The sequence below is a fragment of the Shimia sp. R11_0 genome (genome assembly GCF_017744035.1).
Classification (GTDB): Bacteria; Pseudomonadota; Alphaproteobacteria; order Rhodobacterales; family Rhodobacteraceae; genus Shimia; species Shimia marina.
In genome coordinates, this window is the sequence record NZ_JAGHQY010000012.1 from 49842 (window position 1) to 74710 (window position 24869).

The following is a 24869-nucleotide window of genomic DNA, read 5'->3' on the forward strand; positions in this document are numbered from 1 at the left end:
GGGAGCTAAATGGTTCGCCAACGTTTGCCCCGTGTGGACCAGTAGATGCACATCAGAAGCAGAACCTGCGCCCCCAGTCGGAGGGTGAGTTGAGCCTCGGACGCCTCTGAAAAAAGCTCCGGGTTCATCGACATGTAAATGTTCGCGGGGGTTACGGCCAAAGTGAGCAGGATCAAGCCATTTCCGGCCAGCTGTCGCAGAGGTGCCAGCAGAATGCCGATGGCGCCCGCGATTTCAAAGACCCCCGAGATGTATATCACGGCAAGAGGCCAGGGCACCCAGGGTGGCGTGATGTGCAGGTAAAAATCGGGCGCAGTAAAATGTGTGACACCACCGGCCATAAACCACAGAAAAACAATTCCCAGACAGGGGTGGTGCCATCGCATATTGGTTCTCCTGTCAGGCCCGCAGTTTGGGGCGAGGTCCAATCATGGATTTCCAGATGATGGACAGCGCAACCAATTTCGGTGGCAGTTTGGTGCTGGGTTGCTGACCTTTGGCAAGCCGCCAGAGCTGGCCTTCGTACCATGTGAGATTGATCATGGTCATCTTATCAAGCGCGCGAATGCCGGTGCTGGGTTCCTGAAACGTATAGTTGAAGGCCGGATCCGCGAGGGCAGCATTGGGAAGATCTGGCTTGAGAATCAACGGGCGACAGAGGCCGACCAGATCGGTGGCACCGCTATTGAGCGCCTCTTCCATACCCGCACGGCTGCGGAACCCGCCGGTGACCACCAAAGGGGTTCTGACGCTTTTGCGCAGCTCGGCGGCATATTGCAGGAAATAGGCTTCACGTTTCTGGGTCGAGGCCGTCTGTGCTTTCTCGCGCTTGCCTTTCATCATGGCCGGCGCCTCATAGGTGCCACCAGAAATCTCGATCAGGTCAATACCTGCTTCTTCCAGCGCCTTTACCACCTGCATAGAATCCTCTTCACTGAAGCCGCCTTTTTGAAAGTCTGCGGAGTTCAATTTGATCCCAATGGGGAAATCAGGCCCGGTTGCTGCTCGGATCGCCGCATAAATCTCCAGCACAAACCGCATGCGGTTTTCAAGTGTACCGCCCCATTGATCTTCGCGTCGGTTATGATGGGGCGACAGAAATTGGCTGACCAGATACCCGTGGGCACCATGAATCTGTACGCCGGTAAAACCGGTTTCCTTTGCCAATGCTGCGGCGCGGGCAAAACGGGCAATGGTATCTCTGATCTCTGCTTCACTCATGGCGCGTGGTGGATTAAAGGCCGCCTGCAACGCAGGTACTAAGGGTACAGCAGAGGGGGCCAGTGGCTCCGGGCTCATCTGTTTTGGGCTTTGTTTACCCGGGTGATTGAGTTGCATCCAAAGATGTGTGTCATCTTCTGTGCCCGCTTTGGCCCAAGCTCGAAATGCGTCCAGATCGCTTTCGTCATCCAAAACAACATTGAATGGTTCTCCAAGAGCCGTGCGATCCACCATGACGTTTCCTGTCACGACCAAGCCCGCGCCGCCTTTGGCCCAGGCTCGATAAAGGGTCGCCAGTCCCGGTTTGGGATTGCGGGCGCGGTCGCCAAGCTGTTCGCTTGCTGCCGATTTGAAAAACCGGTTGCGGATGCTGGCCTTGTTGCCAATAGCCAAGGGAGCAGCGAGGGGAGAGGTCATGACTAGTCCTTTCGAACACTGAGATTATTAAGCATAGCCAGTGTGTTGAAGTCGCCGCAAATGGGGGGTTCTCTATTGACGCAAGGAAACAAGCGTTGTGCCCGTCATTGGGTGATTATCTGGCTTAAGCCTTTGGATCATTGGACATCTGTTGGGCGGGCCAGGGCCGATTGGCAAGGCGCTTGCGAGCGGCGTCATTGGCCCCGGGTCCCGCTACCACATCCAGAGCAGGCACAGGGATTGCTGCCTTAGTGTCAAATGTCATTTCAAAGCTGCGCACAGGTTCGCCGGTGTCCCGACTTAGAACGAGGGTCGGCTCTTCGCCGCTGGTATAGAGGTTTTCGTTGCTCCACACGATAATGGCCGCCAGCAACGGTTTCAGGCTCTCTCCTTTGGCTGTCACATGATAAGCATAGCGTGCGCCAGTTGTGCCAACGTTCACCTTTTCCAAGATCCCTTGGTTCACAAGGTTAGAGAGGCGATCTGAAAGCAGGTTTTTAGCTGCGCCAGTGTGGCGTTGAAAGTCGGAGAACCGCGTTGTGCCATAAAAAGCTTCGCGCACGATGAGCAAGGTCCAAGCATCTCCAAAGATATTGAGAAACCCTGCGATCGAGCATGTCTGTTTGTGTTTTCCGGACATTTTCCCTCACGTCACTTCGGAATGGCGAGATATTTGGTTGAGAAATTAAACCAAATATCTCTATGGTTTATAAATAAGACCAAATCTGGTGGACGCCAAGGTACTTGGCTTTGGTCGCGGGAGGACATCAGTTCTGTAGCTTTTAGGGCTTGCGGAGACCTCTGTGGCAGGCAAGTGCTTTAGGTGTCCCAATTTGAAGGGACGGAGATCCATATGGATGGGAAGACAGGTGTTTGCCTTATCATTGGCGCTGGCGATGATACAGGAGCAGCCCTTGCGAGAGCTTTTGCACAGGATGGCTTGATCACCTGTCTGGTGCGCCGTGAACGTCATGCGGATGCGTTGGAGAATTTGGCGCAGTCCATTCGTGATACGGGGCATCAGGCGCTGGCTTTTCCAGCGGATGCGCGTGACGAAGAAGCGATGATTGCTCTGTTTGATAAAATCGAAGCGGAGGTCGGGCCAATTGAAGTTGCCGTATTCAATATTGGTGCCAATGTGATGTTCAAAGCGACTGAAACCACGGCGCGCGTCTATCGCAAAGTATGGGAAATGGCCTGTTTTGCGGGATTTCTCATGGGGCGCGAGGCAGCGAAACGTATGCAAGAGCGCAAGCGGGGAACCATTATTTTCACAGGTGCGACGGCATCGGTACGTGGTGGTAAAATGTTTTCAGCTTTTGCAAGCGCGAAGCACGCACTACGCGCTTTTGCCCAATCTTTGGCACGCGAGATGGGACCGCAGAACATTCATGTGGCCCACACAATCATTGATGGTGCAATTGATAGCAATTTCATTCGAGAGAATTTCCCGCATGTCGATGACTTGCGGGCCAATGATGGCATTTTGAATCCTGATCACATCGCGCAGAACTATGTGATGTTACACCATCAACCCCGTTCGGCGTGGACGCACGAGCTTGACCTGCGGCCTTGGTCGGAAAAGTGGTGAGGATAGACGAATGAGTATCACCGCAGATTTCATTTATGATTTTGGCAGCCCGAATGCCTATTTCTGTCACAAGGTCATACCCGAAATCGAGGAACGCACTGGGGTGACGTTCAATTACATTCCTTGTTTACTGGGCGGTATTTTCAAGGCGACACACAATATGGCGCCCGCTTTCGCCTTCTCCAAGGTCAAAGGTAAGCTCGACTATGAACGGATTGAAATTAACCGCTTCGTTCAGAAACACGATCTCTCAGACTATGTTTTCAATCGCCACTTTCCCGTCAACACACTGATGATGATGCGCGCTGCCGCTGCTGCAGAACGCGAAGGAAAGCACCGTGAATACCTGCAGGCTGGGTTCTCTGCGATGTGGGAGAAGAACCTCAAAATGGATGATCCAGAGGTGTTTGTTCAGGCGATGAATGAGGTGGGGCTAGACGGGGCCTATCTGCTTGAAGCCACACAGGACCAAGCTGTCAAAGATCATCTTGCTTCCAATACTGCAGCCGCAGTCGCACGTCGCGTGTTTGGAATCCCAACGATCTTCGTGGGCTCCGAAATGTTTTTTGGCAAAGAGCGGCTTGGCCAGATTGAAGAAGAAATCTACCTGCAGCTATCAAACGGCTGACAAGGCGCAGACAGCCATCCCCAATCTAAAGCAACACTGACTTGGGCTTGAAACAAGCGCCCGCGTTGATGGCTTAGAGCTGGCACCTCATTTGTCTTCAAAACACCAAAAGGGCTCGGCTCAGATCCGAGCAAAGGAGATCTAGTTATGAAAACTGCAATTACGGAAATGTTTGGCATTGAGCATCCGATCATTCAGGGTGGCATGCATATGGTGGGCTATGCGGAGATGGCAGCGGCTGTGTCCAACGCAGGCGGTCTGGGCACCATCACGGCGCTTTCTTTGGGATCTCCCCAAAGTCTGGCCAATGAAATTGCTCGGTGCAGAGATATGACAAATAAGCCTATTGCCGTGAACTTGACGTTCCTGCCGACCGTGAGCACGCCAGATTATCCCGGTTATGTTAAAGCGATCATCGAAGGTGGGGTAAAAGCCGTTGAGACAGCCGGGCGAAACCCGGCACAGGTCATGCCTTATTTCAAAGATGCTGGCATTAAGGTGATCCACAAGTGCACGTCTGTGCGACATGCGCTTAAGGCGCAGGAGATTGGTTGTGATGCGGTGTCGGTTGATGGATTTGAATGTGGTGGTCATCCCGGTGAAGACGACATTCCCAACATGATCCTACTGCCACGTGCGGCTGATGAATTGGAAATCCCTTTTGTGGCCTCAGGTGGTCAGGCGGATGGTCGTAGTCTGGTGGCCTCTCTGGCAATGGGGGCGCAAGGCATGAACATGGGGACTCGTTTTCTGTGTACGAAAGAGGCGCCGGTACATCAGAATGTGAAAGACGCGGTCGTGGCCGCATCTGAGCTGGACACCCGGCTTGTTATGCGCCCGCTGCGGAATACCGAACGCGTACTAACCAACCCAACGGTTGAGGCGCTTATCCAGAAAGAGAAAGAGCTGGGCGACAAGATCACCTTTGAAGACATTATCGACAAAGTGGCAGGCGTCTATCCGAGAATCATGAAAGAAGGCGATATGAATGCCGGAGCTTGGTCCTGTGGTATGGTGGCTGGCTTGATCACCGACATCCCCTCCTGCCAGGAATTGATTGACCGCATCATGGCGGAGGCGGATGAGATCATCTCCAAACGACTTGGCGGCTTCCTGAACGCATGACGTTTCCCGGTCCGACTGTGGCGCCCCATTGATCATGACCGGACCACTGAACCGGCCACGCAGTACGTGTGGCCGGTTTTTCTCATGGGCACTGCGCCGCATGGACCGCCAGAGAGCAGCGCAGCGCACTTCGTAAAACGGGTCGCGCGGAAGCCACCTCAGAGACAGAGCGATCCCGATCAAAATTCTTCTGTGTCGCAGAAATGACGTAACGGACGACAAGAAAATGGCGGTGGCTGTCTTTATCAAATGCGTAAGAATGGAACAAACGACCTGATGGCAGGACGTCCTGCCGGGTTGCACCTCAAGAGGGAGAATCAAGTATGACCGATGCCACACCAAACAAGGGTCATGTGATCGTAGAGCGCGAAGAAGGCATTCTGCGCCTGACGATGGACAACCCCAAAATGAAAAATGCCATCACCCGCGAAATGTATCTGCGGATGAAATCCGAGCTTGATGCCGCCGCCAGCGATCATTCTGTGCGCACTGTGTTGTTGCGTGGCGTAGGTGGGGTATTCTCCTCGGGCAATGATGTGAATGGCTTCAACGCACCAGCAGGGGAAACGCCTGCGCCGGTGCAATTCGTTGAGTCGATTGTAAAATTTCCCAAACCGATTGTCGCACAGGTTGAAGGGCTGGCTGTGGGTATAGGTGTGACGATGCTGCTGCATTGTGATCTGATCTATGCGGCCGAGGACACAAAATTCCGCATGCCTTTTGTCAATCTCGGTGTGGTCCCTGAAGCCGGATCGTCGTTTCTGCTGCCGCGCTTGATGGGGGCCGCGAAAGCTGCCGAGTTGATCCTTTTGGGGCGTCTCTTCTCTGCGGAAGAAGCCGAGAAACTAGGTCTTATATCGCAGGTTTTGCCTGCCGGAGAGGTTGCGCAAGCCGCAGAAGCGGCGGCTGCGACACTTGTAAAACAGCCCCTGAATGCCCTGATGAAGTCGCGCGCCCTGCTGCGGGATGTGTCAGGAGAGGATCTGGACAAGCGAATTGCAGAAGAGTTCGAGCTGTTCTTTGACGGGCTCAAGGGACCGGAATTTGCAGAAGCGGCACAAGCGTTTGCAGAAAAGCGTGCCCCTGACTTCTCGAAAGTTCCCGTGTGATTGGAGCGGGAGGACATGACCGACGATGAGGTTGCGGCTCTGGCCGATCACCCACGGGCATTCTGGCGAAAATTCACCGTCACAGAAAGCGATCTGGACGGTTTTAGGCATGTCAACAACGCTGTCTATCTGAAGTGGATTGACGCTACGATCTGGGATCATACACGCGCTGTTGGTCTGGGTGAGGATGTCTGCATGTCGCTAAATCGTGGCATGGCTGCGGTACGGCACGAGATTGATTATCTCGCGTCTGCCCTACTCGGAGATGAAGTTGTTGTTTACAATTGGATTGTGGAAAATGACGGGCGGTTGCGTGCGACGCGTCTGATCCAGATGATCAGACTGTCGGACCGTAAGACTCTGTTGCGGGCCAAATCTTTTTACGTCTCAATCAATCTCTCCACAGGGCACCCGACCCGGATGCCAGAAGCTTTTGTCTCAGGCTATCCAGTACTGATTTCCACAGACTCCTGAGATCTGATTTGCAGATTACGCGCATTGTGGCGCCCTGAAAACCGGGCGCCACGCAGTCTGTTGGATATCTGTCAAAGTTACTTAAGTCGTGCTTTGCGCCAAGCGGCTTTCCGTGTTGCGGCTGCGCGCGCGGAAAAAAAGCATGAACGGCAGAACCACGATATACATCGTCAGCGAATACATCGCCGACGGCAGCGCTAAGGGAACCTCGGCAAAGTTTGTGCTGGTGCCCGTGATCACGATCGCAAGCGTAATGCCCAAGGGGGAATTCTGAACGCTGGTTTCGATTGCCACAGTTTTGGACTCTGTGCTGGTCAACCCAAGCAGGCGAGAGAGCGTGAGGCCGATCAAAATCAACGCAAAGGGCAGGAGCATGGTGGCATAGCCAAGAGAAGGCATATTCTCGATCAGCACAGCACGATTGGCAAAAAACAGCGCAGCGACCAGCAGAACCCAGAACAGCACTGCAGTGTTTTGGAGTGGCTTCTCAAGGCGCCGCGCCAAACGATTCATAACCGCGCGCACCAAAATACCAGTCAAAACCGGCAAGGTGGTCACAAGAAAGGTGAAAATGGCGATGTCGAAGAAGGAGAAATCAGGTGCCTGTTCCCCCATCAGATAAAGAATAGACCATGTGGCCAATGGCGGCACAGTGATAAAGGCGACCACACTGGTGACCGCGGTCATGGACACAGACAGTGCAAGATCACCATGCGACAGCTTGGTAATGACATTGCTGCTCACCCCACCGGGACAGAAGCTCAGCAGCATAAGACCAGCCCTCATCACAGGTGGCATATTTAGGATCAATACAACCGCAAAGGCCGTCAGCGGCAAGATCACGATCTGCGCAAAAGCCCCTATGGCCAAGGCGGTACGGCGCGAGAAAATACGGCGAAAGTCGTCAACTGCCAGACCGAGCCCCAGTGAAAACATAATGAAGGCCTGCGCTGCAGGCACAACAATATTGATTGCAAAATCCATCTCTTTCCTCCCTGTCGAGATTGGGTTGGCCTTCCCCGTCGCCTCCTCCTTGCGACAGGTGGTGACCTCCTAAGTCTGGTAGTCCACCGAGAAGGCATACAGACCGAGCGCATGGCGCATGGTGGCTTGATCCCTGTTGGATGCGAGCCGAAGATGGGCAAAGACACCACGATGGTTGTCCTGCAGCACTTCCAGCTCGCGGATGGCGATGCCTTTGGCCTCCGCTTCAGCCCGGATGGTGCGCTCGATTTCCATCATATTGAGCGTGACTTTGTGAATTTTGCCGACGCCTGTCACAGGCAAGGCATCCAGGCGGATGAAAGCCTTTGGGATCGCGGCACGTTCGGCAATATGCGTGGCCGCGAAGGAGGAGAGCTCTTCTTCTTGGATTGCGTCGCCCTGATAATACAACACGGGCAACTCGCCCGCCTTGGCATCAGGACGCCCCACAGCAGCCGCCATTTGCACGGCCGGGTGCGCATGCATGGCTTCTTCGATAATTTTGGGATCGATGTTGTGGCCGCCCCGGATGATCAGCTCTTTTTTACGGCCCGTCAATATAGGCATAAAGATCAATTCTTCGGACTTTCAAAAAGGAGGGTTCACCGAAGAGGATTCCATAAATGTTGCAAAAGCACTCGACGCGCTTGGCATTGACTTGATCGAAATCTCTGGCGGCTCTTGGGAGAACCCTGTGAACCGCAAAGGTAAGGGTGAAGTCAAAGAGAGCACTCGTAAGCGTGAAGCATATTTCCTTGAATATACGGAGAAGGTGAAGGCGCAAATTTCAACACCGCTTGTAGTGACCGGTGGCTTCCGCTCGGCAACTGGCATCAAAGAAGCGCTGGCCTCAGGTGCGGTTGACATGGCCGGCGTGGCACGGCCTTCTGCTGTGGATGCCCGCTTTGGCAAACATATTGTGGACAACCCAACCTATGTATCCACGGTGAAACCGATCACATCCGGAATCAAGAAAATTGATGCCATGGCAATCATGGAAATCAGTTGGTACACGATGCAAATTGAGCGTTTATCACAGGGCAAAACCCCCCAGAAGAAGGCAGATGGGGCTTGGCCTGCCCTCAAGGTAATGTATCGCTTTTGGAAAAACGGGAACGCGGTCAAACGCGTTCGAGCGTAACATGGATCATGCGCCTGTCAACAAAGGGGATGGGCGCAGCGCTATGTCAGCGTATAATTGCGTTTCAACTTTGCTCGCCTCAACGCGTCAAAGGCATTCTGCGCCTCCTGCTGGTTTGCGAAAAGATCCAATCGAGATTGGCCCGCGTGTCCAATCCGCCCCCATTGGCGACACAGGGTCCATTCCCCAAAAAGGTTGGGCATAATGGAGAGGTGATAAAACCGCGCAAGGTTTTTTGCGTGATCATACTTCTCAAGATAAGTATCGCTTTGTTCCATCATTTTTAGACTATCATTGAAGCGCTGATTTCAGAAATATTTTGGCGGTCTCGATACGCGATCGCTTGAAAAAATAGACGCGAGCAAAGACAGAATAACAGAAAACACCGCCCAATTGAGGGCGGAGTTTAAGAGATTCAAAAGTTGCTTCAGTGCGTGTCTTTAGACAGCTTCGTTTGTTTGCGATTTCGTGCGCTGCCCATCGCGATACAGCGCTTTGGCCAATGCGACACACATCAGCCCCATGACCATAATGAAAGGTAGGGCTCCGATGATCATGGCATTGCGCATAGCGTCCAGCGGGTTGTTTTCACCCGCAGCCAAAATCAACGTCCCAATCACAGCGGTAAGGATCAATCCCTAGACAATCTTGTGCTTATTGCCCACTTCCTGATCTCCGCCGGACATAATGTGGTATTCATGACCAGGATACCGGAAACCGCGGACGTCACCAAAAATGTCAATACTAGCACGACGCACATAACGGTAATGCCCGACAAAAGTGGTCCGCTAAGCATTTCGCCCAATGTGACAAAAAGCTTGGCAGTATTTGAGGCGCCAATGATGACCCCATTTGCGTCGCCACTCAGTTCCATGTCAATCGCGGTACCGCCGAGAATGACCATCCAAGCAAAGCACACCACAGCAGGAGCAAAGACACAATCAATAATGAATTCGCGAATGGTGCTCCCTTTTGAGATCCGGGCCAGAAACAGGCCTACGAAAGGAGAGAAGGCAATCCACCAAGCCCAGTAGAATGTGGTCCAGCCAGCCTGCCGTTGCTGTTCATCTGCATCATAAGCTGCCATGAGCCTCTCTGCTGAAAGAGTTGCTGCCTCGCCTTCAAGGCCAGATACAAACCCATCATACGAACCCCATGCATTCGTAGCTCCGCCGCGTAGCGCATCCGCATACGGAACAGCATCCGCTGGCAGCACCGTGGCAAAGTCAGTCGCCGATTGGGGGCCATAGGCTCCAAAGCTGAGACTGAAAAAAATGTAGCAGATAGTCAACAAGTGCAGAAACATACGTGCTGAGCGCGAAGGCAAAGGATCCACAAATCACAAAAACCAGCAACAGGATCATAGACAGGATGAGGTTGAGGTTCGATAGGTTCATGATCACCATCAGGCCGGCTATCAGGCGCACTGTACTGGGGGGGGGCGGCACATCCCCCGTAAGGTGCATCATCCATTCCATGCCAGTAATAGCAACAGACCGTCGATGAACTGGCTGACGCCGAGGCCGATGATGACTGATACACCTAAAATGGTCGCAACCACGGCAAGTACATCGACCACATTCCCCAGAAAACCATTCAGTAAAGGGCCAAACAATGGGGTAAGGACAGGCCGGATCGTTAGGGATATCCCCGTTGAGTAAATGTAGTAGGCCAGCGACAGTCCGGTCACCACATAGATGGCTCAAGCGTGAAAGCCGTAGTGCTGGTAGGTATAAGGGTAGGCTGCTTGAATGACTTCAAGTGAATTGGCGTCCACTGCGCCCGCCAAGACGACCGGGTTGGATCCCCAAAGGCTTAATGGTTCGGCCGTGGCAAAAAATCATAAGTCCTACGCCAAGCCCTGCACCGAATATCATAGAGAACCAAGAAAAGTCGGAAAACTCAGGCTTCTCTTCAGGACCGCCAAAACTCCATTGGCCTTGGCTGGCCAGATAAGCGCCCACAGAACAAGCGCAATCATGATGGCTTTGCTGAGCAACGCGATTTGAACGGAGTGACCTTCATAAAAACCTTTGGATGGTCGACTGATCTCCAAATCTGTGAAAGGTGGTTTGATAGACATGTTTCCTCCCTGTCTGCCTTTTTGTGTTTGAGTTGGATGGGATGTCACAGATCAAGAACAATGCGCTTGCTTTTGGCGCGCGACACGCATGTGCACAAAAAGCTGTTGCTGGCCTGCTCCTCCGGAGTCAGGATGCCGTCACGGTGATCAACGTCGCCCTCCACAACATCCACCATGCAAGAGCCGCACAGGCCCTCAGAGCACCCGAAATCTACGTGCACTCCATTGCTTTGGAGAACCTCTAGGATGGATTGCTTGGCGCCGACCTCATACACGGCACCGCTTGAAGTGAGCTCAATTTCAAAGCTGCTACCTTCCCTATGCTCGGTGTTTGTGATCGCCGCAAAACGTTCAAAGTGAATGGTGCCACCGCGCATCGCCGCCCCTGCATCCAGAACAGCGTTCAGCATTGGCTCGGGGCCGCATGTGTAAATATCACTGTCCACCGGCAAAGATCGCATCAAGGCAGGCAGGTCGAAGGCACCGTCTTCGTCATCGCAGTGCAGCCGGTACCATTCATTCAGTCCCAGCGCGCGAAACTTTTGATCCATGGCGGCGAGATCTCTCGTGCGCACCAGATACACGACCTGAAAATCACGCCCCGCATTCAACAGCTCTCGTGCCATGGCGACCAAAGGGGTCGCACCAATACCGCCCGCAATCAAGGTCACGTAGCGATCACTGAGTTGCAGCTTGAAGTGATTTCGTGGGCCTCCAATCTCGACCAATACACCTTCTTCCAGCGCATGCATGGCCTGAGACCCTCCGCGTCCCTGGTCCTCGCGTTTAACTGCGACATTCAGAAGCCGTCCATCCAAACTCCAGCTCCAAATTGAATACTGGCGGACAAGATCAGATCCGAGATGCACGTCTACATGTGCACCTGCCTCAAGGCCTTGAAAGCGTCCTTCCGAAACTTCGAATGCAAAATCAGTGGTGTCCGGGCTAAGAGCAGTCTTTTTCAATAGGCGCGCAGTCACGGTCTGCATGGGCGTATCCTCTCTAATATGGGCGGTTGCTGCGCAGCGACGCCTTCCCTCGGTTGCTGGCCCAAAAAGGGCGCAGCCAGGTCCGCTACGTTTCTGGCCTAGGTCACGCGCGTGCTTCCAAAGTTGTTAACGGTGGAAAAAATGCATTTAAGGGACTCGTTCAATTCGGAAAATACTCATATAAGGGTGAGCTCACCTCACCTATAGCTAGACCTTTGTTGCGGAGTCGCCATGTCCAGACGCCACTATGACCTCCCCCCGTTCACCACGTTGTCTGCATTTGAAGCCGCCGCGCGGCACATGAGTTTCAAAAATGCCGCTCAGGAACTATCGGTCACGCCGGGCGCTGTCAGTCACCAAATCAAGGCGCTGGAAGAAGAATTGGGGCAAGCCTTGTTCCTGCGTCAGCACCGTGGCGTTCAACTAACCGAAGACGGTAAAGTACTGTTTGAGACCCTCGGGGCGACATTCAAACAGATTTCGCAACAGCTGTCCCGAATTCGAAATAGAGGGGGAGAAGAGGCGGTGACTGTGGGTTCCACGACAGCAGTTGCCGCCCTTTGGTTGTCGCCCACTGTGATTAATTTTTGGCGGGAGCACCCAGCGATCAACGTGCATCAGATCACACAGGACCGTCCTTTTGATCGCGTGCGCGACTTCGATTTCTTCATAGCATATGGCCTTTCAGGCGATTCAACATTGAGCCAAACACCGATCTATCGAGATGAATTGGTGCCCGTTGCATCACCTGTATTGGCCGCACAGTTAGACGGCATCGAGCTTGATGCCCTGGCGCGCCAGCGGCTGATCCATCTAGAGGCTGCTAGCCCATCTTGGACCCGATGGTCGGAGTGGTTCGAAAGGCTTGGGTATACCGGTGATATTGCGCGGGGCGCACGAGTGACAAGCTATTCTGTTGCGTTGCAAATCGCCAGGAAAGGGGCGGGGATTGCACTGGGCTGGCGGCGCTTGGTTGCGCCAATGCTTCAGAGTGGAAAGCTTGTAGCAATTGAGCCGCATACCTTGCCGGCGCCACATCGTTTCTACCTCTGTGGCCAGCCGGACGAAACGCTGTCCGATGGGGCGCAGAAATTAAAGGCTTGGATTTTGAGCGACGCGGAAACTCATTCACTTTAGATAAAATCAACCTTGAATGAACTTTTCCGATATTGAGCGCGATAGATGTTCACTTTCATTAGACGCAACGCCAATAGCGCCAAGGAGAGTTCGATGAATCAGCATGCCCCCCTCGCTTCAGTCCTCAGAGATGTGAATACGGCAAATGGGTTGCCAAATGCTCACTACATCGATCCTGAAGTCTTTAAGGAAGAACGGGAATCTGTCCTCTTTGCGAACTGGTCCGGGATTGGGTTTGGCAAAGATGTGCCAAACACAGGTGATGCAAAGCCTGTTGATTTTCTAGGGATGCCACTATTGATGGTGCGCGATCGTAACGGTGAGATTGGCGTGTTTCAAAACACCTGCCGCCACCGTGGTATGATTTTGGTAGACAAGCCGCAAAAAATTCGCGGGGCGATCCGCTGTCCTTATCACAGCTGGTGCTATGGACTGGATGGAGAGTTGAGAACGGCACCACATGTTGGTGGTCCTGGCCAAAACACTCATGAAGACCTGGATTTTTCTAAATTGGGTTTGATCCGCATTCGATCCTATGTGTGGCGCGACGTTGTGTTCGTAAACGTTGACGGCAATGCGCCGGAATTCGAAGATGTGCACGCGGATCTGATGGAACGTTGGAGAGAGTTCGAGCAGCCAATGTACCATGGTGGCTCGGACGCATCTGTTCTTCTGGAGCTGGAGTCCAACTGGAAACTGGCTGTTGAGAATTTCTGTGAGAGCTATCACCTACCTTGGGTACATCCAGGGCTCAACAGCTACTCCCGACTGGAGGATCACTACAACATCAATGAGCTCGGCAAATACTCAGGGCAGGGTACCCTGGTCTATAGACAGTTCGAGGGGGAGAACGGAGAAAAGCTGAAAGATTTCGAAAACTTGAGCGAGAAATGGCATGAGGGGGCGGAGTATATCGTCGTCTATCCAAATGTTTTGCTCGGCGTGCAACGGGATCATGGATTTGCTTTTATTCTGGAGCCCGTTACTCACGAAAAAACGCGCGAGCATATTGAGCTTTACTACGCGCAAAAACCTGAAGATGCTCCGGAACACGCGGAGCTGCGAAACAAAAATGCAGAACTTTGGAACACAGTTTTTCAAGAGGATGTATTTGTTGTCGAGGGTATGCAGAAAGGCCGCCATGGGGTGAAGTTTGATGGCGGCCGTTTCTCCCCCGCGATGGATGGACCAACCCATTGTTTTCACCATTGGGTGGCCTCTCAGGTGCAAAAAGGACGCGCAGAAGTATGAGCGGCTTTGTCAAAGATGGTCTGGCCCGAAATTTTCTGGCCGGCCGTTGGGTCGAGGGGGATCACGGCAGTTGCATTGCCGTTGAGGATCCCGGCAACCAAGAGCATGTTGCAGATTGCGCCCAAGCAAGTGAGGGGACACTATCTGCGGCACTGGACAGTGCGCGGGCTTTCGTTGAACGCGGCGATCTGTCGGATCTGCAGCCTTCCGAACGTGGGCGGCTGATGATCCGCATTGCTCAGGAAATCCGGATCATTGCGGATGAAGGCGCAGAGCTACTTTGCCGAGAAAGTGGTAAGACACTTGAGGCGGCGCGCGATGAGTTTCTCGAAGCCGCGCAGTATTTTGAGTATTATGGTGGTGTCGCCGACAAGATTGAAGGCAAATCAATTCCGTTAGGCCCTGACTACGCGGACTATACGATCTTTGAGCCTTTTGGGATTTCCGCACAGATCGTGCCTTGGAATTTTCCCGTCTCAATTGCAGGACGCTCGCTAGCGCCGTCGATGGCCGCTGGTAATGCCACCATCATCAAGTCACCAGAGCTGGATCCGCTTGGATTAGCGATGCTTGGCCTTGCATTGGAGCGTGCGGATGTCCCGCCGGGGGCTGTGTCGATCCTGAATGGTATTGGCTCTGATTTGGGGGCGCGGCTGGTCGCTTGTCCAGAGGTCGATCAGATTGTGTTCACGGGATCAGTACCCACTGGCCAGCATATTCTGCGATCTGCAGCCGATAGTGTGGTCCCATCATTGATGGAGCTTGGTGGAAAGTCTGCGGCTGTTGTTTTTGATGACGCGGATTTGGACACGCTGATGACAAGTCTGCAAAGCGGCATTTTCTACAACGCCGGGCAAGTTTGCTCGGCAATGGCTCGCGTTCTCGTACATCGCTCTCTCTATGATCAAGCCGTGGAACGTGCTGCGGCACTGGCAGAAGGGCTGACGGTTGGGCATGGGATGGAAAATCCTGACCACACTCCGGTCATTTCTGCACGGCAATTGTCGCGGATCGAAACCATTACCTCAACCGCACGCCATAGCGGTGCGCGTGTTGTGACAGGTGGCGCGCGGCTTGAGCGAACTGGATACTTTATGGCACCGACGATCCTCGCAGATGTGGATCCGACAAGCGAGATAGCGCAGGAAGAGGTCTTTGGGCCTGTTACATGCTTTACGCCGTTTGACACAGAGGCTGAGGCCATTGCGCTGGCAAACGGCACCGAATTTGGTCTGGTCGCAGGAATCTTTACGCGGGATCTGGCTCGCGCACACCGGGTCGCACGCAAGCTCCGCGCAGGTCAGGTCTTTGTGAATGAGTGGTTTGCCGGTGGGATTTCAACACCCTTTGGAGGTGTCGGAAAATCTGGTTTTGGTCGGGAAAAGGGGCTTGAAGCGCTCTACAACTACGTGCGCACCAAGAACATCGCCATTTCTCTGAAAGGCTAAGCCAATGGATCTTCAGGAACTCGACAGACAGCTTTTGCAGGCCCATGCAGACGACGACGCACCCATGCTGATCCATCTTTATCATGCAGCAGCCAAACAAGCTGACGAGCTTCAAGACCATGAGGCCTCTTGCTTCTACCTGACGCACGCTTTTGTCTTTGCGCTGGAACATGGCGCTGCTGAAGCTGAAGAGTTGAATCTCAAACTCTATCAACGTGGCCGTGCGCATCGCCTTACTTTCTGAGTCTGGGCAAAGCACACGCATTTTGATGAGGTCAGATTATAATGCATTTCACGTTTCTTTGTTTGGATGACTTCCCCGTTGCTGCATTGTCTATGGCAATTGATCCTTTGCGGGTGGCCAATGAAATCAGCGGCCAAAGAAATTTGAACTGGACGGTTGTCTCCGAAAGCGGAGCGGCGACTTTTTCGAGTTCACGACTAAGCGTCAACCCAGACGAGGCACTTGCGAATGTCGCGCAGACAGATGCCATTATTGTCTTCGCGGGTGCATCCGCTAGGCTTCAAAACAGGAAGGCGACTGGCGGTCTTTTACGACGCCATCTGTCACATGGTGCGCGCATTGGTGCAGTAAGCGGCGCACTCTTTGCTCTAGCAGAGGAACAGTTTTTTGACGGATACAAATGCAGTGCTCACTTTTGTTACACAGCCGCATTGCAAGAGAAGTTTGACAAGCTCCTTCTGAGCGATACGCTCTACACAGTTGATCGCAATCGAATGTCCTTTGCCGGAACAGCGGCGATTTTTGAGTTTATGCTTGGGGTGATTGCCCAGAAAGTTTCTGAATCGGTTGCCGTAGAAACCGCCTGCTGGTTTCAATACGCAGGATTGCGGGACACTGACACACGACAAATCTTGCCTACCTATAGCAAAAACCACACACGAGACGGTTTGCCACGCGCCGTACGCTCAGCGATTGATTTATTTGCCAGCAACATAGAGAGCAAGCTTAAGATTGAGGACGTCTCCAAACAGGTCGGCATGTCACTGCGACAGCTCGAACGGAGTTTCAAAAAGGAAACCGGCATCAGCCCCGGCACCTACTACAGGAAGCTCAGATTGGATGCTGCGCGCCAAAAGTTACTTTATACCGACAAGCCGCTACAAGAGGTGGCGCTTTCCGTTGGGTATGACAGTACCAGTGCGTTTTCCGTGAATTACCGCAGGGAGTTTGGACAATCCCCGACGCAGGCACGCAAAGACCGCAGTCACGGTGTACGGCATGCCGCGCTTTCGTTTGGAGCGCCGCGCCTCCCGCAACGCAGCCTCTCTAACTGGCACATGCCATCAAGCGAGGCCTATGTGCCAAAAGCCCTCCCGCATGGGGCCGTCCATGATTGAATTAGGCCCATGCGCGGGTGTCGCTGTTGTCCCACTCCTGTTCCGGCGTCACTTCTATCTCAAAGCTCTGCATAAGTTTACCCAGTCGTTCGGCATCTGCGGCCAACAGCTGCCCCGCTGCACTGGTTTCTTCAACCATGGCAGCATTCTTCTGAGTCACCTGATCGAGATGAGACACAGCTTCGTTGGCCTCATTTAGGCCTGTGGCCTGCTCACTGGTGGAGATTGCGATGCCGCTCATGAGGTCAGAGATCTGAGAAACACGTTCTACGATGTCATGCAGTGCAGCACCGGTTTGCCCCACCAGACCGACTCCGGCTTCCACCTGGCGGGTGCTTGTGGAAATCAAGTCTTTGATTTCTGTGGCCGCTTCGCCCGTACGCAGGGAAAGACTGCGCACCTCAGATGCCACCACGGCAAACCCAAGTCCCGCATTTCCGGCACGTGCGGCTTCAACCCCAGCATTCAGAGCCAAGAGGTTGGTCTGGAAAGCAATATCGTCAATGACACCGATGATTTGCGCAATCTGGGAAGAGCTGTCTTCGATGTCTTTCATCGCCTGCACGGCATCTGCCACAACCGCACCGCTGTCTGTCGCCTGCTTATGCGCGTCCGAGGTGGTTGCCTCAGCATCTTTGGAGCCTTTGGCAACCGAGCGTACATTCTTGGTCAACTCATTGAGAGCGGCTGAGGTTTGCTCAAGTGTCGCAGCCTGACTTTCTGTGCGCTTGGCTAGTTCATCTGAGGCTTGTGAGATTTCAGCAGAGCCATTGCGCAAGGACTCTGTAACTTCAGCGACTTCCTGCACTGTTGAATTGAGGGTATCGGCTGTACGATTGAAATCATGTTTTAGCTGAGCGTAGCCCTCCGTAAGTTCTGCCTCAATGCGATATGTGAGATTGCCATTCGCAAGGCTGGCAAGTCCCTTACCAATGGCATCGACTGCGGCAGTTTGCTCGGCTTGGTGAGCGGCGCGCTCCTGATCTGCCACCTGTTGCAGCTCTTCTTTCTCCACAAGACCATTTCTAAATACAGTCAATGCGCCCGCAATTCGCGAGACTTCATCACTGGCTCGGTCAAAGCCAGTCACGGGGCTCATATCACCTTGGGACAGTCGCTCGGTTGTAAGGCTGATACGATTTAGAGGGCGCACGATGAGTAGATGGTTCAAAATAAGTGTCGTAGCGATCAGTCCGGCACCAAACCAACCCATCATGATCAGGCCGTTTTTGACGTCCGTTGCATCTTGCATAATGTCCTCTGCCCGGGTGGTTATGTCAGCCTGGCTTTCAATGCCGAGAGTTGTCGCGCGCCCAGCAATTATGAAGACTTCCTGAATAGTGTCTGCAGCTGCGATTGCGGCCGCTTGATCGGCTTCAATGGAGCTCCTCCGAAAAAAGGCCAATCCTGCATCCGGCGCTGCAATCGTGCCCATTTGGTCTATGAATTCTGCAAGCTGCCCTTCACCAAAGTCTCTATAGGCTTCAAGGGACTGAACGGCTGCAACCATTCCACGCTCCGCAGAAAGGGCACCTTCGGCAGTTTGCGTAGCTACAGCCTTGAGAGCCGCAATCTGAAAATTGCTGAGCCGGGAGTTGATTTCCAACAATTCGCCCATGAAGGCCACCTCATTGTCCAACAAAGTCTGGATGGCATCGCGGTTGCCTGTTGCTGCGTCATCTGCGGCAATGGTTAACTCAAACACCATATCATCAACTGCACCGGCCAGAAGTGTGTCCGCCTCCTGACGACCAGACAAAATGGCTCCTTGATCCACAGAGCGCCCTTCAACACCACGTGAAACCGCATCACTCATCAGCGCAGCAATATTGATCAGATCTTCGCTGATCATCGCGCCGACATCGGAGTCAGACAAACCGTTCAGAGCGCCGTCAAGACGCTGGCTTGAGGAGGTAGCAAGGTCATTGAAGATCAACTGTGTCGACCGATCAGAATTTGTCGCCATGGCCAATGCCACGCCGGACAACAGGTTAATCTCTGCACGCGCTTCAAGCAGAGACTGTAGGGTAGCAAACTTGTTTTCAGCCAGATCCAAAAGGGTGTCTTCGACCGTTGCCATAGTGTCTTCTCCCTTAAGGGAGATGTTGAAATAGGCATCATCTGCGATTTCAAGCAAAACGGATTGCAGACGTACGGTGAGCGCTTGCAAGTTTTGCGTCATGTCATCAACGCGCGCAATGTTGTCAAAAAACAGAGCACGGGCCTGAATTGTCGCGTCCAGTTTAGACGACACCCGCTCCATTTCCGAAGAAAACTCAACACGGAGATCTTCAGGAAGAACATCAATGGCTGCCTGTAGATGTTCGGCAGATACACGCACCTGATCTCTTGCGTTGCCAAGTTCGGACTTGTTTTGAGAAGCTAAGACGGAAACCATCGCGTCTTTGGTTTCACTCGCCCCGCGGATCAGGTCGTTACTACGCCCGAGCTGCGGTAAGTCTTCCTCGGTCATCTTAGCCACGGCAGCAGAAACACGTTCAAAGGAGTGGTAGTTCAGATATCCCGCAAACCCGGCCATGACGGCAAGTGTCAGCAAAATGAAGGTGATTTTTCCGCGAATACTGGAAAGCACATTCAAGCGGCGGAGCAGGTTGCGTAGAAATTGGCGGTTCATTTTATGTCCCATGGCAGTCGGCAAAGAGGCGGTCTCACCTATTTGAGTACGGTGAGGGTATGGCTTGGAACAGGGCGCGCGATCTGCGCGCCCCAGAGGTATTTTAGGAGTTTCCGCCCGATACGATCGGATCAAAGCCACCATCTTTATTGATGCGGGTCAGGAAGACGTCGTCCATGCCCTGATTGTCGCCGGAGCCGTAAGTCATCGTCACCCCACCCAGGTCCACCGTGGTAAGACCATTCATTGCGGCAAGGAAAGACTCGCGGGTCAACTCTGTGCCTGCTGTCTCAAGCCCTTCAATCGCCAGACGGCCAACCATATAACCCTCAAGGGATACAAAACCTGGTTTGGCGTCTGCGTCGACAGCTTTCAAAGCGTCAGCATACTGTGCCACAACAGGAATGGAGGCATCCCAAGGGAAAGGTACGACTTGGCTAATAATTACGCCTTCACCTGCATCCCCAAGCTCTTGTGACAGCGCGTCAGAGCCCACGAAGGAGATGTTCACAAAAGTGGAATCCATCTTCATCTTACGTGCCAGCTTGATGAATTCTGCTACGGGCTTATAGGCGCCTACCATGACAACCGCATCCGGTTTGGATTTGCGGATAGACAAAAGGGCCTTCTTCACGGCGACGGTATTGCGGGTGTATGTGCCTTCCGCTGCCAGGGCCATGCCGCGCTTTTCCAGAGCGGCCGTGACACCTTTCAGCCCCACGCGACCAAAACCGTCATCCTGATACAACAATGCAATGGATTTCATCCCCTGCTCATCCACCAGATGTTTAATCCAGGCCTCAGTTTCCGCTGCATAGGTGGCGCGGACGTTGAAGATATTGCCGTGACTCGCATCGCGCAGGAATCCTGCCCCGGTGAATGGTCCAATGAATGGAAGGCCGGCTTCTGATGCGATTGGTTGGGTTGCAGAAGATGTCGGTGTGCCAACGGCACCGATCAGACCAATATGGTTGTTACCATCCACAACACCTTTCACAAGAGCGGCGGAGCGGTCGGGTTCATATCCGTCATCCAGGGTCTCAAGTTTCAACATACGCCCATGCACACCACCGGAAGCGTTTGCCTCTTCGAAAGCAGCCGTGATGCCTAGGCGCATACCACTACCAAGAGCCGCAGCAGGCCCCTCAAATGCGGCAACTTGTGCAAAGACAACGCTGTTTGAAGTGATCCCCTGCTCTGCAGTGGAAATTGAAGGAACGATCAGCAGCGCAGCGGCTGTTAGCACCTTGAGGTTGAATGACATTTTTGCAGCTCCGTAAGAGGTTTTTGACGTGCTTCAGGAGCCTGCGGCAAAGCTGTTAACAGTGTCTGAAAAGGAGTTTTCGCCTATTTTACGTTGGCAATGTGCCTGGTATTTTTACGCATGAAGGCACCGCAGTGTTCGAGCAGAAATATTCCCGCAAATGCCAGTATTTGATGGTCTGTACTGTTCGGGCGCGAAACCAAGACATGTCATTGAAATCAAAAGGAACACGCGATGCGTTCCTACGCTAGTGCTCTAGAAAACCTATCAACGCATTGCGCGTTGCTGCGCTGCAGAAACGATCAGGGCCAAAGACTGTTAGTTTTTTCACTTTGGATGAGGCGATTTCGGTTTTTGCGAGGGCAACAAGGGGCTTCAAATCTGCCATGAATCAGATTTCGGCATCGAATCCATCAGTCCGTGCGCCAGCGTGGGAGTGCAAAATACACTCATAGAGAGATTGCCGCTCTACGAATGACAGCAGTTTGCGCCGCGTTTCAGCCCAGTCGTTCGTGTGTTCACCTAAGTCTATACGGCACGGTGAGGACGCACTTCTTCCCGACATCATGGTTTTCTTCATGCAATCCGCCCATGCCGATTGGGTTTAAGTTTCTTCAACTGACCTTGAATTTTGTGGACATTGTCGGTGGCCTCTCCTTCGTGAAAGAACCTCGGTCAAAGACAAATGCGCGAGATAATGAAAATGCGAACAGAAGCTCAGGCTGTGGTTATCGGCGGTGGAGTGATCGGGTGCTCGATCCTTTATCATTTGACAAAACTGGGATGGTCCGACGTTGTCCTGCTGGAGAGAGACGAACTCACCTCCGGTTCAACCTGGCACGCAGCAGCCAATATTCATGGGCTGCACGACAGCACCAATATTAGTCGGATTCAACACTATACAATGAATCTGTATAACGCGTTGGAAGAAGAAACCGGTCAGAGCTGTGGTGTCTTTCAACCGGGTTCACTGTATCTGGCACAAACGGAAGAACGTGAGCATCAGCTCAAACTGCAAGCTGCCAAAGCCAAGCTCTATGGAATGAACTTCTATGAGATCAGCATTGAAGAAGCGCAAAAACTGAATCCACTGGTGAACTATGATGGCATTCGTTGTGTGATGTTTGAGCCCGATGGGGGGAATGTCGATCCGTCAGGCGTGACTAATGCCTATGCAGTCGGCGCCCGTCAGCGGGGCGCAGAGATCCACCGTTTCACGCCAGTCACCGCAACGGAACAACAGAATGATGGCACATGGGTTGTGAAAACTCCAAAGGGCGATATTAAAACGCCTTGGGTCGTGAATGCGGCTGGCCTATGGGGACGTGAAGTGGCCAAGCTTGCAGGCATTGAACTGCCCCTACAGCCGACTGAGCATCAATACTTTGTGACTGAAACCATGACAGATGTCGCGAGTCATGGCACCCGGCTTCCGTCTGTCTCAGATCGCGATGGTGAATATTATCTGCGACAGGAAGGCAACGGGCTTCTGGTGGGAGCCTACGAGAAAGACATGAAATTCTGGGCAGAAGAGGGCACGCCCCTGGATTTCGCGCATGATCTGTTCCCGGATGATCTGGAGCGGATTGAGGAGAATATGATGAATGCCATAGAACGCTTGCCAGCCGTGGGAGAGGCTGGGATTAAGCGAGTGATCAATGGCCCGATGATCTGGTCTCCTGACAGTAATGTTCTGATGGGCCCTGTTCCGGAAGTCGAAGGGTATTTCTGCTGCAATGGCATCATACCGGGGTTTTCACAGTCCGGCGGCATGGGCCTGATGGCAGCACAATGGATCATTGAAGGCGAAACGGAATACGACATGTTCGCATGGGACATGGCGCGATTTGATACATGGGCAACTAAAGAGTTCACCAAAGCCCGTGTTGCGGATCAGTATGGACACCGTTTTGCTATTCATTTCCCCAATGAAGAACGCAGCGCGGGACGACCAGCACGTGTAAGACCAATCTATGAGGCGCAAAAGGAAATGGGCGCTGTATTTGGGTTGAACGTTGGCTGGGAACATCCGCTGTGGTTTGCGGAAAAAATCGGCGCTGAGGACACCAACGGATTCACCCGTCAGAACTGGTGGGCCCCTGTCGGAGAAGAGTGCAAGATGTTGCGCGACCGGGCCGGTATTATAGATATCTCAAACTTTGCCAAATACATCTGCAAAGGACCTGGTGCTTCGGACTACTTGAACGCGGTGTTCGCCAATAACATGCCCAAGGCAATTGGTCGCTCTTGCCTAACACCCCTGATCTCCAAACGCGGCGGTATCGCAGGTGATTTTACAGTGACGCGTGTTGCCGAAGATGTCTTCTGGATTATCGGTTCCGGTATGGCTGAGCGATATCACAAACGGTTCTTCAATCAGGTGGCTCTGCCAGAAGGCACCACATTCGAATCCCATACAGAAGCCATGTGCGGGTTCAATGTCGCAGGACCAAAATCGCGTGAAATACTGCAACGTCTCACCAATTCCTCCTTGGGCAATGAGGACTTCCAGTTCATGCGCAGCAAGATGATCGAGCTGGCTGGCATCGAACTCTTGGCGCTGCGCGTATCGTTCACGGGCGATCTGGGATGGGAGCTGCACTGCAAGACAGAGGATCAGATGCGCCTATATGAAGCGCTACTGGAAGCAGGCAAAGACTTCGATGCAGGCCCGGTGGGCAGTCGCGCCTTGATGTCTATGCGCGTAGAGAAGGGTTATGGCAGTTGGAGCCGTGAATATAGCCCTGAATATTGGCCTCATGAGGTTGGGCTGGACCGTCTGTGCAAATTTGAAAAAGACTTCCTCAACAAGGAAGCAGCGCTAGGCGCTCTGGAACAGCCGGCCCGCGAGCAGCTTGTGCTGCTGCATCTGGATGAGGCGGATGTAACGGCCTCTAACGCAGATGCCACTGGCGGAGAGCCGATCTTCAAAGATGGCAAAGGCATTGGGCGGGTCACGTCTGGTACCTACGGGTACACTGTCGGGATGTCTCTGGCCCTCGGTTATGTCAAACATGCGCAACCCGGCGACCGCGTGGACGTCATGGTTTTGGGCCAGCCCCACAAGGCAACCATCCTAGAGCACCCTCCCTTTGATCCAGAAGGCACAATCCTAAGAGGGTAAGCAAAATAAACAACATGGTCACGAGGAGGTTGGCGGCATGAAAATAAAAGAAATACACATCTATGCCCATGATCTCCCGGTCAAAAACGGGCCCTACGCCATGGCGAGCGGCGTTGTGTGGTCTCTGCAATCCACGTTGGTCAAGCTGGTCTCCTATGACGGACACGTTGGCTGGGGAGAAACCTGCCCGGTTGGCCTAACCTACGCAGAGGCCCATGCCGAGGGCGCGCGCTCTGCTCTGCGGGTGTTGGCGGAGGGAGTGCTAGGAGCGGATGTGGTTCCCGGCCGTCTGCGCCGCCAGATGGACGCGTGTCTCAACGGTCACAATTATGCCAAAGCGGCTGTGGATATTGCAGCCCATGATTTGATGGGAAAGTCCTTGGGTGTGAATGTCGCTGATCTCCTAGGCGGTGCGGTAACTGATCGGGTTCCCTCTTACTATGCCACGAGTGTGGGTAACCCCGACGACATTGCCAGGCTCGCTAAAGAGAAGAGGAAAGAAGGCTATCCTCGTCTTCAGGTCAAGGTGGGTGGCCGCCCAGCTGAAATTGACATCGAAACCATCGCAAAGGTTTGGGAAGGCATCAGGGAAAGCGGTATGCGTCTGGCGGTGGATGGTAACCGCGGATGGACAACGCGTGATGCCCTGCGGGTCAGCCGCGAGTTGCCACATGTGCCCTGCATAATGGGACAGCCCTGCAATTCGATCCAAGAACTTGAAAAGATCCGTACGCAGATCAACCACGGCATCTTTATGGATTAGGGTCAGGACCCATTGATTTCCGTTTGTCTGCGTGATTCACGGTTTGAAAATCGAGTGGTGACCATGTCTGATCTTTTCTGGCTGACGGATGCGCAGATGGCGCGTCTTGAACCTTTCTTCCCC

22 protein-coding genes and 1 pseudogene are annotated in these 24869 nt (G+C 53.3%); 13 read left to right on the forward strand and 10 right to left on the reverse strand.

The window, feature by feature from the left end:
- Positions 1-5: 5 nt before the first annotated feature.
- The 3 genes from J7382_RS18835 to J7382_RS18845 form a co-directional block, all read right to left on the reverse strand.
- Positions 6-386, reverse strand: a complete 381-nt coding sequence (locus J7382_RS18835; RefSeq protein ID WP_209070538.1) for a DoxX family protein — start codon at positions 384-386, stop codon at positions 6-8.
- Positions 387-399: 13 nt separating this feature from the next.
- Complete coding sequence (locus J7382_RS18840) at positions 400-1638, reverse strand: NADH:flavin oxidoreductase/NADH oxidase family protein (protein ID WP_209070539.1); 1239 nt, start codon at positions 1636-1638, stop codon at positions 400-402.
- Positions 1639-1762: 124 nt separating this feature from the next.
- On the reverse strand, positions 1763-2278 hold the full coding sequence (locus J7382_RS18845) for a helix-turn-helix domain-containing protein (RefSeq protein WP_209070540.1): 516 nt from the start codon (positions 2276-2278) through the stop codon (positions 1763-1765).
- Positions 2279-2491: 213 nt separating this feature from the next.
- On the opposite strand from J7382_RS18845, the gene J7382_RS18850 reads away from it, so the two are divergent.
- The 5 genes from J7382_RS18850 to J7382_RS18870 all read left to right on the forward strand — a co-directional run bounded on the left by J7382_RS18850 (position 2492) and on the right by J7382_RS18870 (position 6565).
- Positions 2492-3229, forward strand: a complete 738-nt coding sequence (locus tag J7382_RS18850) for an SDR family oxidoreductase (protein ID WP_209070541.1) — start codon at positions 2492-2494, stop codon at positions 3227-3229.
- 10 nt (positions 3230-3239) lie between these two features.
- Positions 3240-3857, forward strand: coding sequence for a 2-hydroxychromene-2-carboxylate isomerase (locus J7382_RS18855; RefSeq protein WP_209070542.1), 618 nt, complete (start codon positions 3240-3242; stop codon positions 3855-3857).
- A 147-nt stretch (positions 3858-4004) separates the two neighbouring features.
- Positions 4005-4982 carry a nitronate monooxygenase family protein gene (locus J7382_RS18860; RefSeq protein ID WP_209070543.1) on the forward strand — a complete coding sequence of 326 codons (978 nt, stop codon included), beginning with the start codon at positions 4005-4007 and terminating at the stop codon, positions 4980-4982.
- A 323-nt stretch (positions 4983-5305) separates the two neighbouring features.
- Positions 5306-6091: an enoyl-CoA hydratase-related protein gene (locus tag J7382_RS18865; RefSeq protein WP_209070544.1), complete on the forward strand. Its 786-nt coding sequence runs from the start codon at positions 5306-5308 to the stop codon at positions 6089-6091.
- Between the two features lie 15 nt (positions 6092-6106).
- Entirely contained in the window at positions 6107-6565 is a 459-nt protein-coding gene (locus J7382_RS18870) for an acyl-CoA thioesterase (RefSeq protein WP_209070545.1), read from the forward strand.
- Between the two features lie 81 nt (positions 6566-6646).
- Here J7382_RS18870 and J7382_RS18875 read toward each other — a convergent pair whose 3' ends face one another.
- Together J7382_RS18875 and J7382_RS18880 are read right to left on the reverse strand one after the other, a co-directional pair.
- Positions 6647-7549 carry a bile acid:sodium symporter family protein gene (locus tag J7382_RS18875; protein WP_209070546.1) on the reverse strand — a complete coding sequence of 301 codons (903 nt, stop codon included), beginning with the start codon at positions 7547-7549 and terminating at the stop codon, positions 6647-6649.
- A 69-nt stretch (positions 7550-7618) separates the two neighbouring features.
- Positions 7619-8116, reverse strand: a complete 498-nt coding sequence (locus J7382_RS18880; RefSeq protein ID WP_209070547.1) for a hypothetical protein — start codon at positions 8114-8116, stop codon at positions 7619-7621.
- Between J7382_RS18880 and J7382_RS18885 the strand changes: the two genes are divergently transcribed.
- The gene (locus J7382_RS18885) at positions 8079-8690 is read left to right on the forward strand and encodes a hypothetical protein (protein ID WP_209070548.1); all 612 of its coding nucleotides are present in this window, start codon (positions 8079-8081) and stop codon (positions 8688-8690) included. The two genes, J7382_RS18880 and J7382_RS18885, sit on opposite strands and share 38 nt — an antisense overlap.
- 41 nt (positions 8691-8731) lie before the next feature.
- Here the strand turns inward: J7382_RS18885 and J7382_RS18890 are convergent, their stop codons facing one another.
- The 3 genes and pseudogenes from J7382_RS18890 to J7382_RS18925 all read right to left on the reverse strand — a co-directional run bounded on the left by J7382_RS18890 (position 8732) and on the right by J7382_RS18925 (position 11762).
- Complete coding sequence (locus J7382_RS18890) at positions 8732-8971, reverse strand: WGR domain-containing protein (RefSeq protein WP_348540053.1); 240 nt, start codon at positions 8969-8971, stop codon at positions 8732-8734.
- A 159-nt stretch (positions 8972-9130) separates the two neighbouring features.
- Positions 9131-10773: pseudogene (locus J7382_RS20160) on the reverse strand (BCCT family transporter).
- 44 nt (positions 10774-10817) lie between these two features.
- A complete protein-coding gene (locus J7382_RS18925; RefSeq protein ID WP_209070554.1) occupies positions 10818-11762 on the reverse strand; it encodes a PDR/VanB family oxidoreductase in 945 nt (314 codons plus the stop codon).
- Between the two features lie 231 nt (positions 11763-11993).
- On the opposite strand from J7382_RS18925, the gene J7382_RS18930 reads away from it, so the two are divergent.
- The 5 genes from J7382_RS18930 to J7382_RS18950 all read left to right on the forward strand — a co-directional run bounded on the left by J7382_RS18930 (position 11994) and on the right by J7382_RS18950 (position 16960).
- The gene (locus J7382_RS18930) at positions 11994-12899 is read left to right on the forward strand and encodes a LysR substrate-binding domain-containing protein (protein ID WP_209070555.1); all 906 of its coding nucleotides are present in this window, start codon (positions 11994-11996) and stop codon (positions 12897-12899) included.
- 93 nt (positions 12900-12992) lie between these two features.
- Positions 12993-14150, forward strand: a complete 1158-nt coding sequence (locus tag J7382_RS18935; RefSeq protein WP_209070556.1) for an aromatic ring-hydroxylating dioxygenase subunit alpha — start codon at positions 12993-12995, stop codon at positions 14148-14150.
- On the forward strand, positions 14147-15598 hold the full coding sequence (locus J7382_RS18940) for an aldehyde dehydrogenase family protein (protein WP_209070557.1): 1452 nt from the start codon (positions 14147-14149) through the stop codon (positions 15596-15598). Before J7382_RS18935 ends, J7382_RS18940 begins: the two co-directional genes overlap by 4 nt.
- A 4-nt stretch (positions 15599-15602) precedes the next feature.
- A complete protein-coding gene (locus tag J7382_RS18945) occupies positions 15603-15842 on the forward strand; it encodes a hypothetical protein (RefSeq protein ID WP_209070558.1) in 240 nt (79 codons plus the stop codon).
- 41 nt (positions 15843-15883) lie between these two features.
- Positions 15884-16960 carry a helix-turn-helix domain-containing protein gene (locus J7382_RS18950; protein WP_209070559.1) on the forward strand — a complete coding sequence of 359 codons (1077 nt, stop codon included), beginning with the start codon at positions 15884-15886 and terminating at the stop codon, positions 16958-16960.
- Position 16961: 1 nt separating this feature from the next.
- Here the strand turns inward: J7382_RS18950 and J7382_RS18955 are convergent, their stop codons facing one another.
- A complete protein-coding gene (locus J7382_RS18955) occupies positions 16962-19595 on the reverse strand; it encodes a methyl-accepting chemotaxis protein (RefSeq protein WP_209070560.1) in 2634 nt (877 codons plus the stop codon).
- A gap of 103 nt (positions 19596-19698) precedes the next feature.
- Positions 19699-20859 carry an ABC transporter substrate-binding protein gene (locus J7382_RS18960; RefSeq protein ID WP_209070561.1) on the reverse strand — a complete coding sequence of 387 codons (1161 nt, stop codon included), beginning with the start codon at positions 20857-20859 and terminating at the stop codon, positions 19699-19701.
- Positions 20860-21562: 703 nt separating this feature from the next.
- Here J7382_RS18960 and J7382_RS18965 point away from each other — a divergent pair.
- Together J7382_RS18965 and J7382_RS18970 are read left to right on the forward strand one after the other, a co-directional pair.
- Positions 21563-23983, forward strand: a complete 2421-nt coding sequence (locus J7382_RS18965; protein ID WP_209070562.1) for an FAD-dependent oxidoreductase — start codon at positions 21563-21565, stop codon at positions 23981-23983.
- Positions 23984-24020: 37 nt separating this feature from the next.
- Positions 24021-24746 carry an enolase C-terminal domain-like protein gene (locus J7382_RS18970; RefSeq protein WP_209070563.1) on the forward strand — a complete coding sequence of 242 codons (726 nt, stop codon included), beginning with the start codon at positions 24021-24023 and terminating at the stop codon, positions 24744-24746.
- Positions 24747-24869: the final 123 nt, after the last annotated feature.

Excerpts from the sequence above, each read along its gene's own strand:
- J7382_RS18845 (WP_209070540.1), bottom strand. The coding sequence starts at position 2,278 with ATGTCCGGAAAACACAAACAGACATGCTCGATCGCAGGGTTTCTCAAT.
- J7382_RS18890 (WP_348540053.1), bottom strand. The coding sequence starts at position 8,971 with ATGATGGAACAAAGCGATACTTATCTTGAGAAGTATGATCACGCAAAA.
- J7382_RS18865 (WP_209070544.1), top strand. The coding sequence starts at position 5,306 with ATGACCGATGCCACACCAAACAAGGGTCATGTGATCGTAGAGCGCGAA.
- J7382_RS18885 (WP_209070548.1), top strand. The coding sequence starts at position 8,079 with ATGATCAGCTCTTTTTTACGGCCCGTCAATATAGGCATAAAGATCAAT.
- J7382_RS18855 (WP_209070542.1), top strand. The coding sequence starts at position 3,240 with ATGAGTATCACCGCAGATTTCATTTATGATTTTGGCAGCCCGAATGCC.
- J7382_RS18965 (WP_209070562.1), top strand. The coding sequence starts at position 21,563 with ATGCGAACAGAAGCTCAGGCTGTGGTTATCGGCGGTGGAGTGATCGGG.
- J7382_RS18950 (WP_209070559.1), top strand. The coding sequence starts at position 15,884 with ATGCATTTCACGTTTCTTTGTTTGGATGACTTCCCCGTTGCTGCATTG.
- J7382_RS18955 (WP_209070560.1), bottom strand. The coding sequence starts at position 19,595 with ATGAACCGCCAATTTCTACGCAACCTGCTCCGCCGCTTGAATGTGCTT.
- J7382_RS18925 (WP_209070554.1), bottom strand. The coding sequence starts at position 11,762 with ATGCAGACCGTGACTGCGCGCCTATTGAAAAAGACTGCTCTTAGCCCG.
- J7382_RS18960 (WP_209070561.1), bottom strand. The coding sequence starts at position 20,859 with ATGTCATTCAACCTCAAGGTGCTAACAGCCGCTGCGCTGCTGATCGTT.
- J7382_RS18860 (WP_209070543.1), top strand. The coding sequence starts at position 4,005 with ATGAAAACTGCAATTACGGAAATGTTTGGCATTGAGCATCCGATCATT.
- J7382_RS18850 (WP_209070541.1), top strand. The coding sequence starts at position 2,492 with ATGGATGGGAAGACAGGTGTTTGCCTTATCATTGGCGCTGGCGATGAT.
- J7382_RS18940 (WP_209070557.1), top strand. The coding sequence starts at position 14,147 with ATGAGCGGCTTTGTCAAAGATGGTCTGGCCCGAAATTTTCTGGCCGGC.
- J7382_RS18930 (WP_209070555.1), top strand. The coding sequence starts at position 11,994 with ATGTCCAGACGCCACTATGACCTCCCCCCGTTCACCACGTTGTCTGCA.
- J7382_RS18935 (WP_209070556.1), top strand. The coding sequence starts at position 12,993 with ATGAATCAGCATGCCCCCCTCGCTTCAGTCCTCAGAGATGTGAATACG.
- J7382_RS18840 (WP_209070539.1), bottom strand. The coding sequence starts at position 1,638 with ATGACCTCTCCCCTCGCTGCTCCCTTGGCTATTGGCAACAAGGCCAGC.
- J7382_RS18875 (WP_209070546.1), bottom strand. The coding sequence starts at position 7,549 with ATGGATTTTGCAATCAATATTGTTGTGCCTGCAGCGCAGGCCTTCATT.
- J7382_RS18870 (WP_209070545.1), top strand. The coding sequence starts at position 6,107 with ATGACCGACGATGAGGTTGCGGCTCTGGCCGATCACCCACGGGCATTC.
- J7382_RS18835 (WP_209070538.1), bottom strand. The coding sequence starts at position 386 with ATGCGATGGCACCACCCCTGTCTGGGAATTGTTTTTCTGTGGTTTATG.
- J7382_RS18880 (WP_209070547.1), bottom strand. The coding sequence starts at position 8,116 with ATGCCTATATTGACGGGCCGTAAAAAAGAGCTGATCATCCGGGGCGGC.
- J7382_RS18945 (WP_209070558.1), top strand. The coding sequence starts at position 15,603 with ATGGATCTTCAGGAACTCGACAGACAGCTTTTGCAGGCCCATGCAGAC.
- J7382_RS18970 (WP_209070563.1), top strand. The coding sequence starts at position 24,021 with ATGAAAATAAAAGAAATACACATCTATGCCCATGATCTCCCGGTCAAA.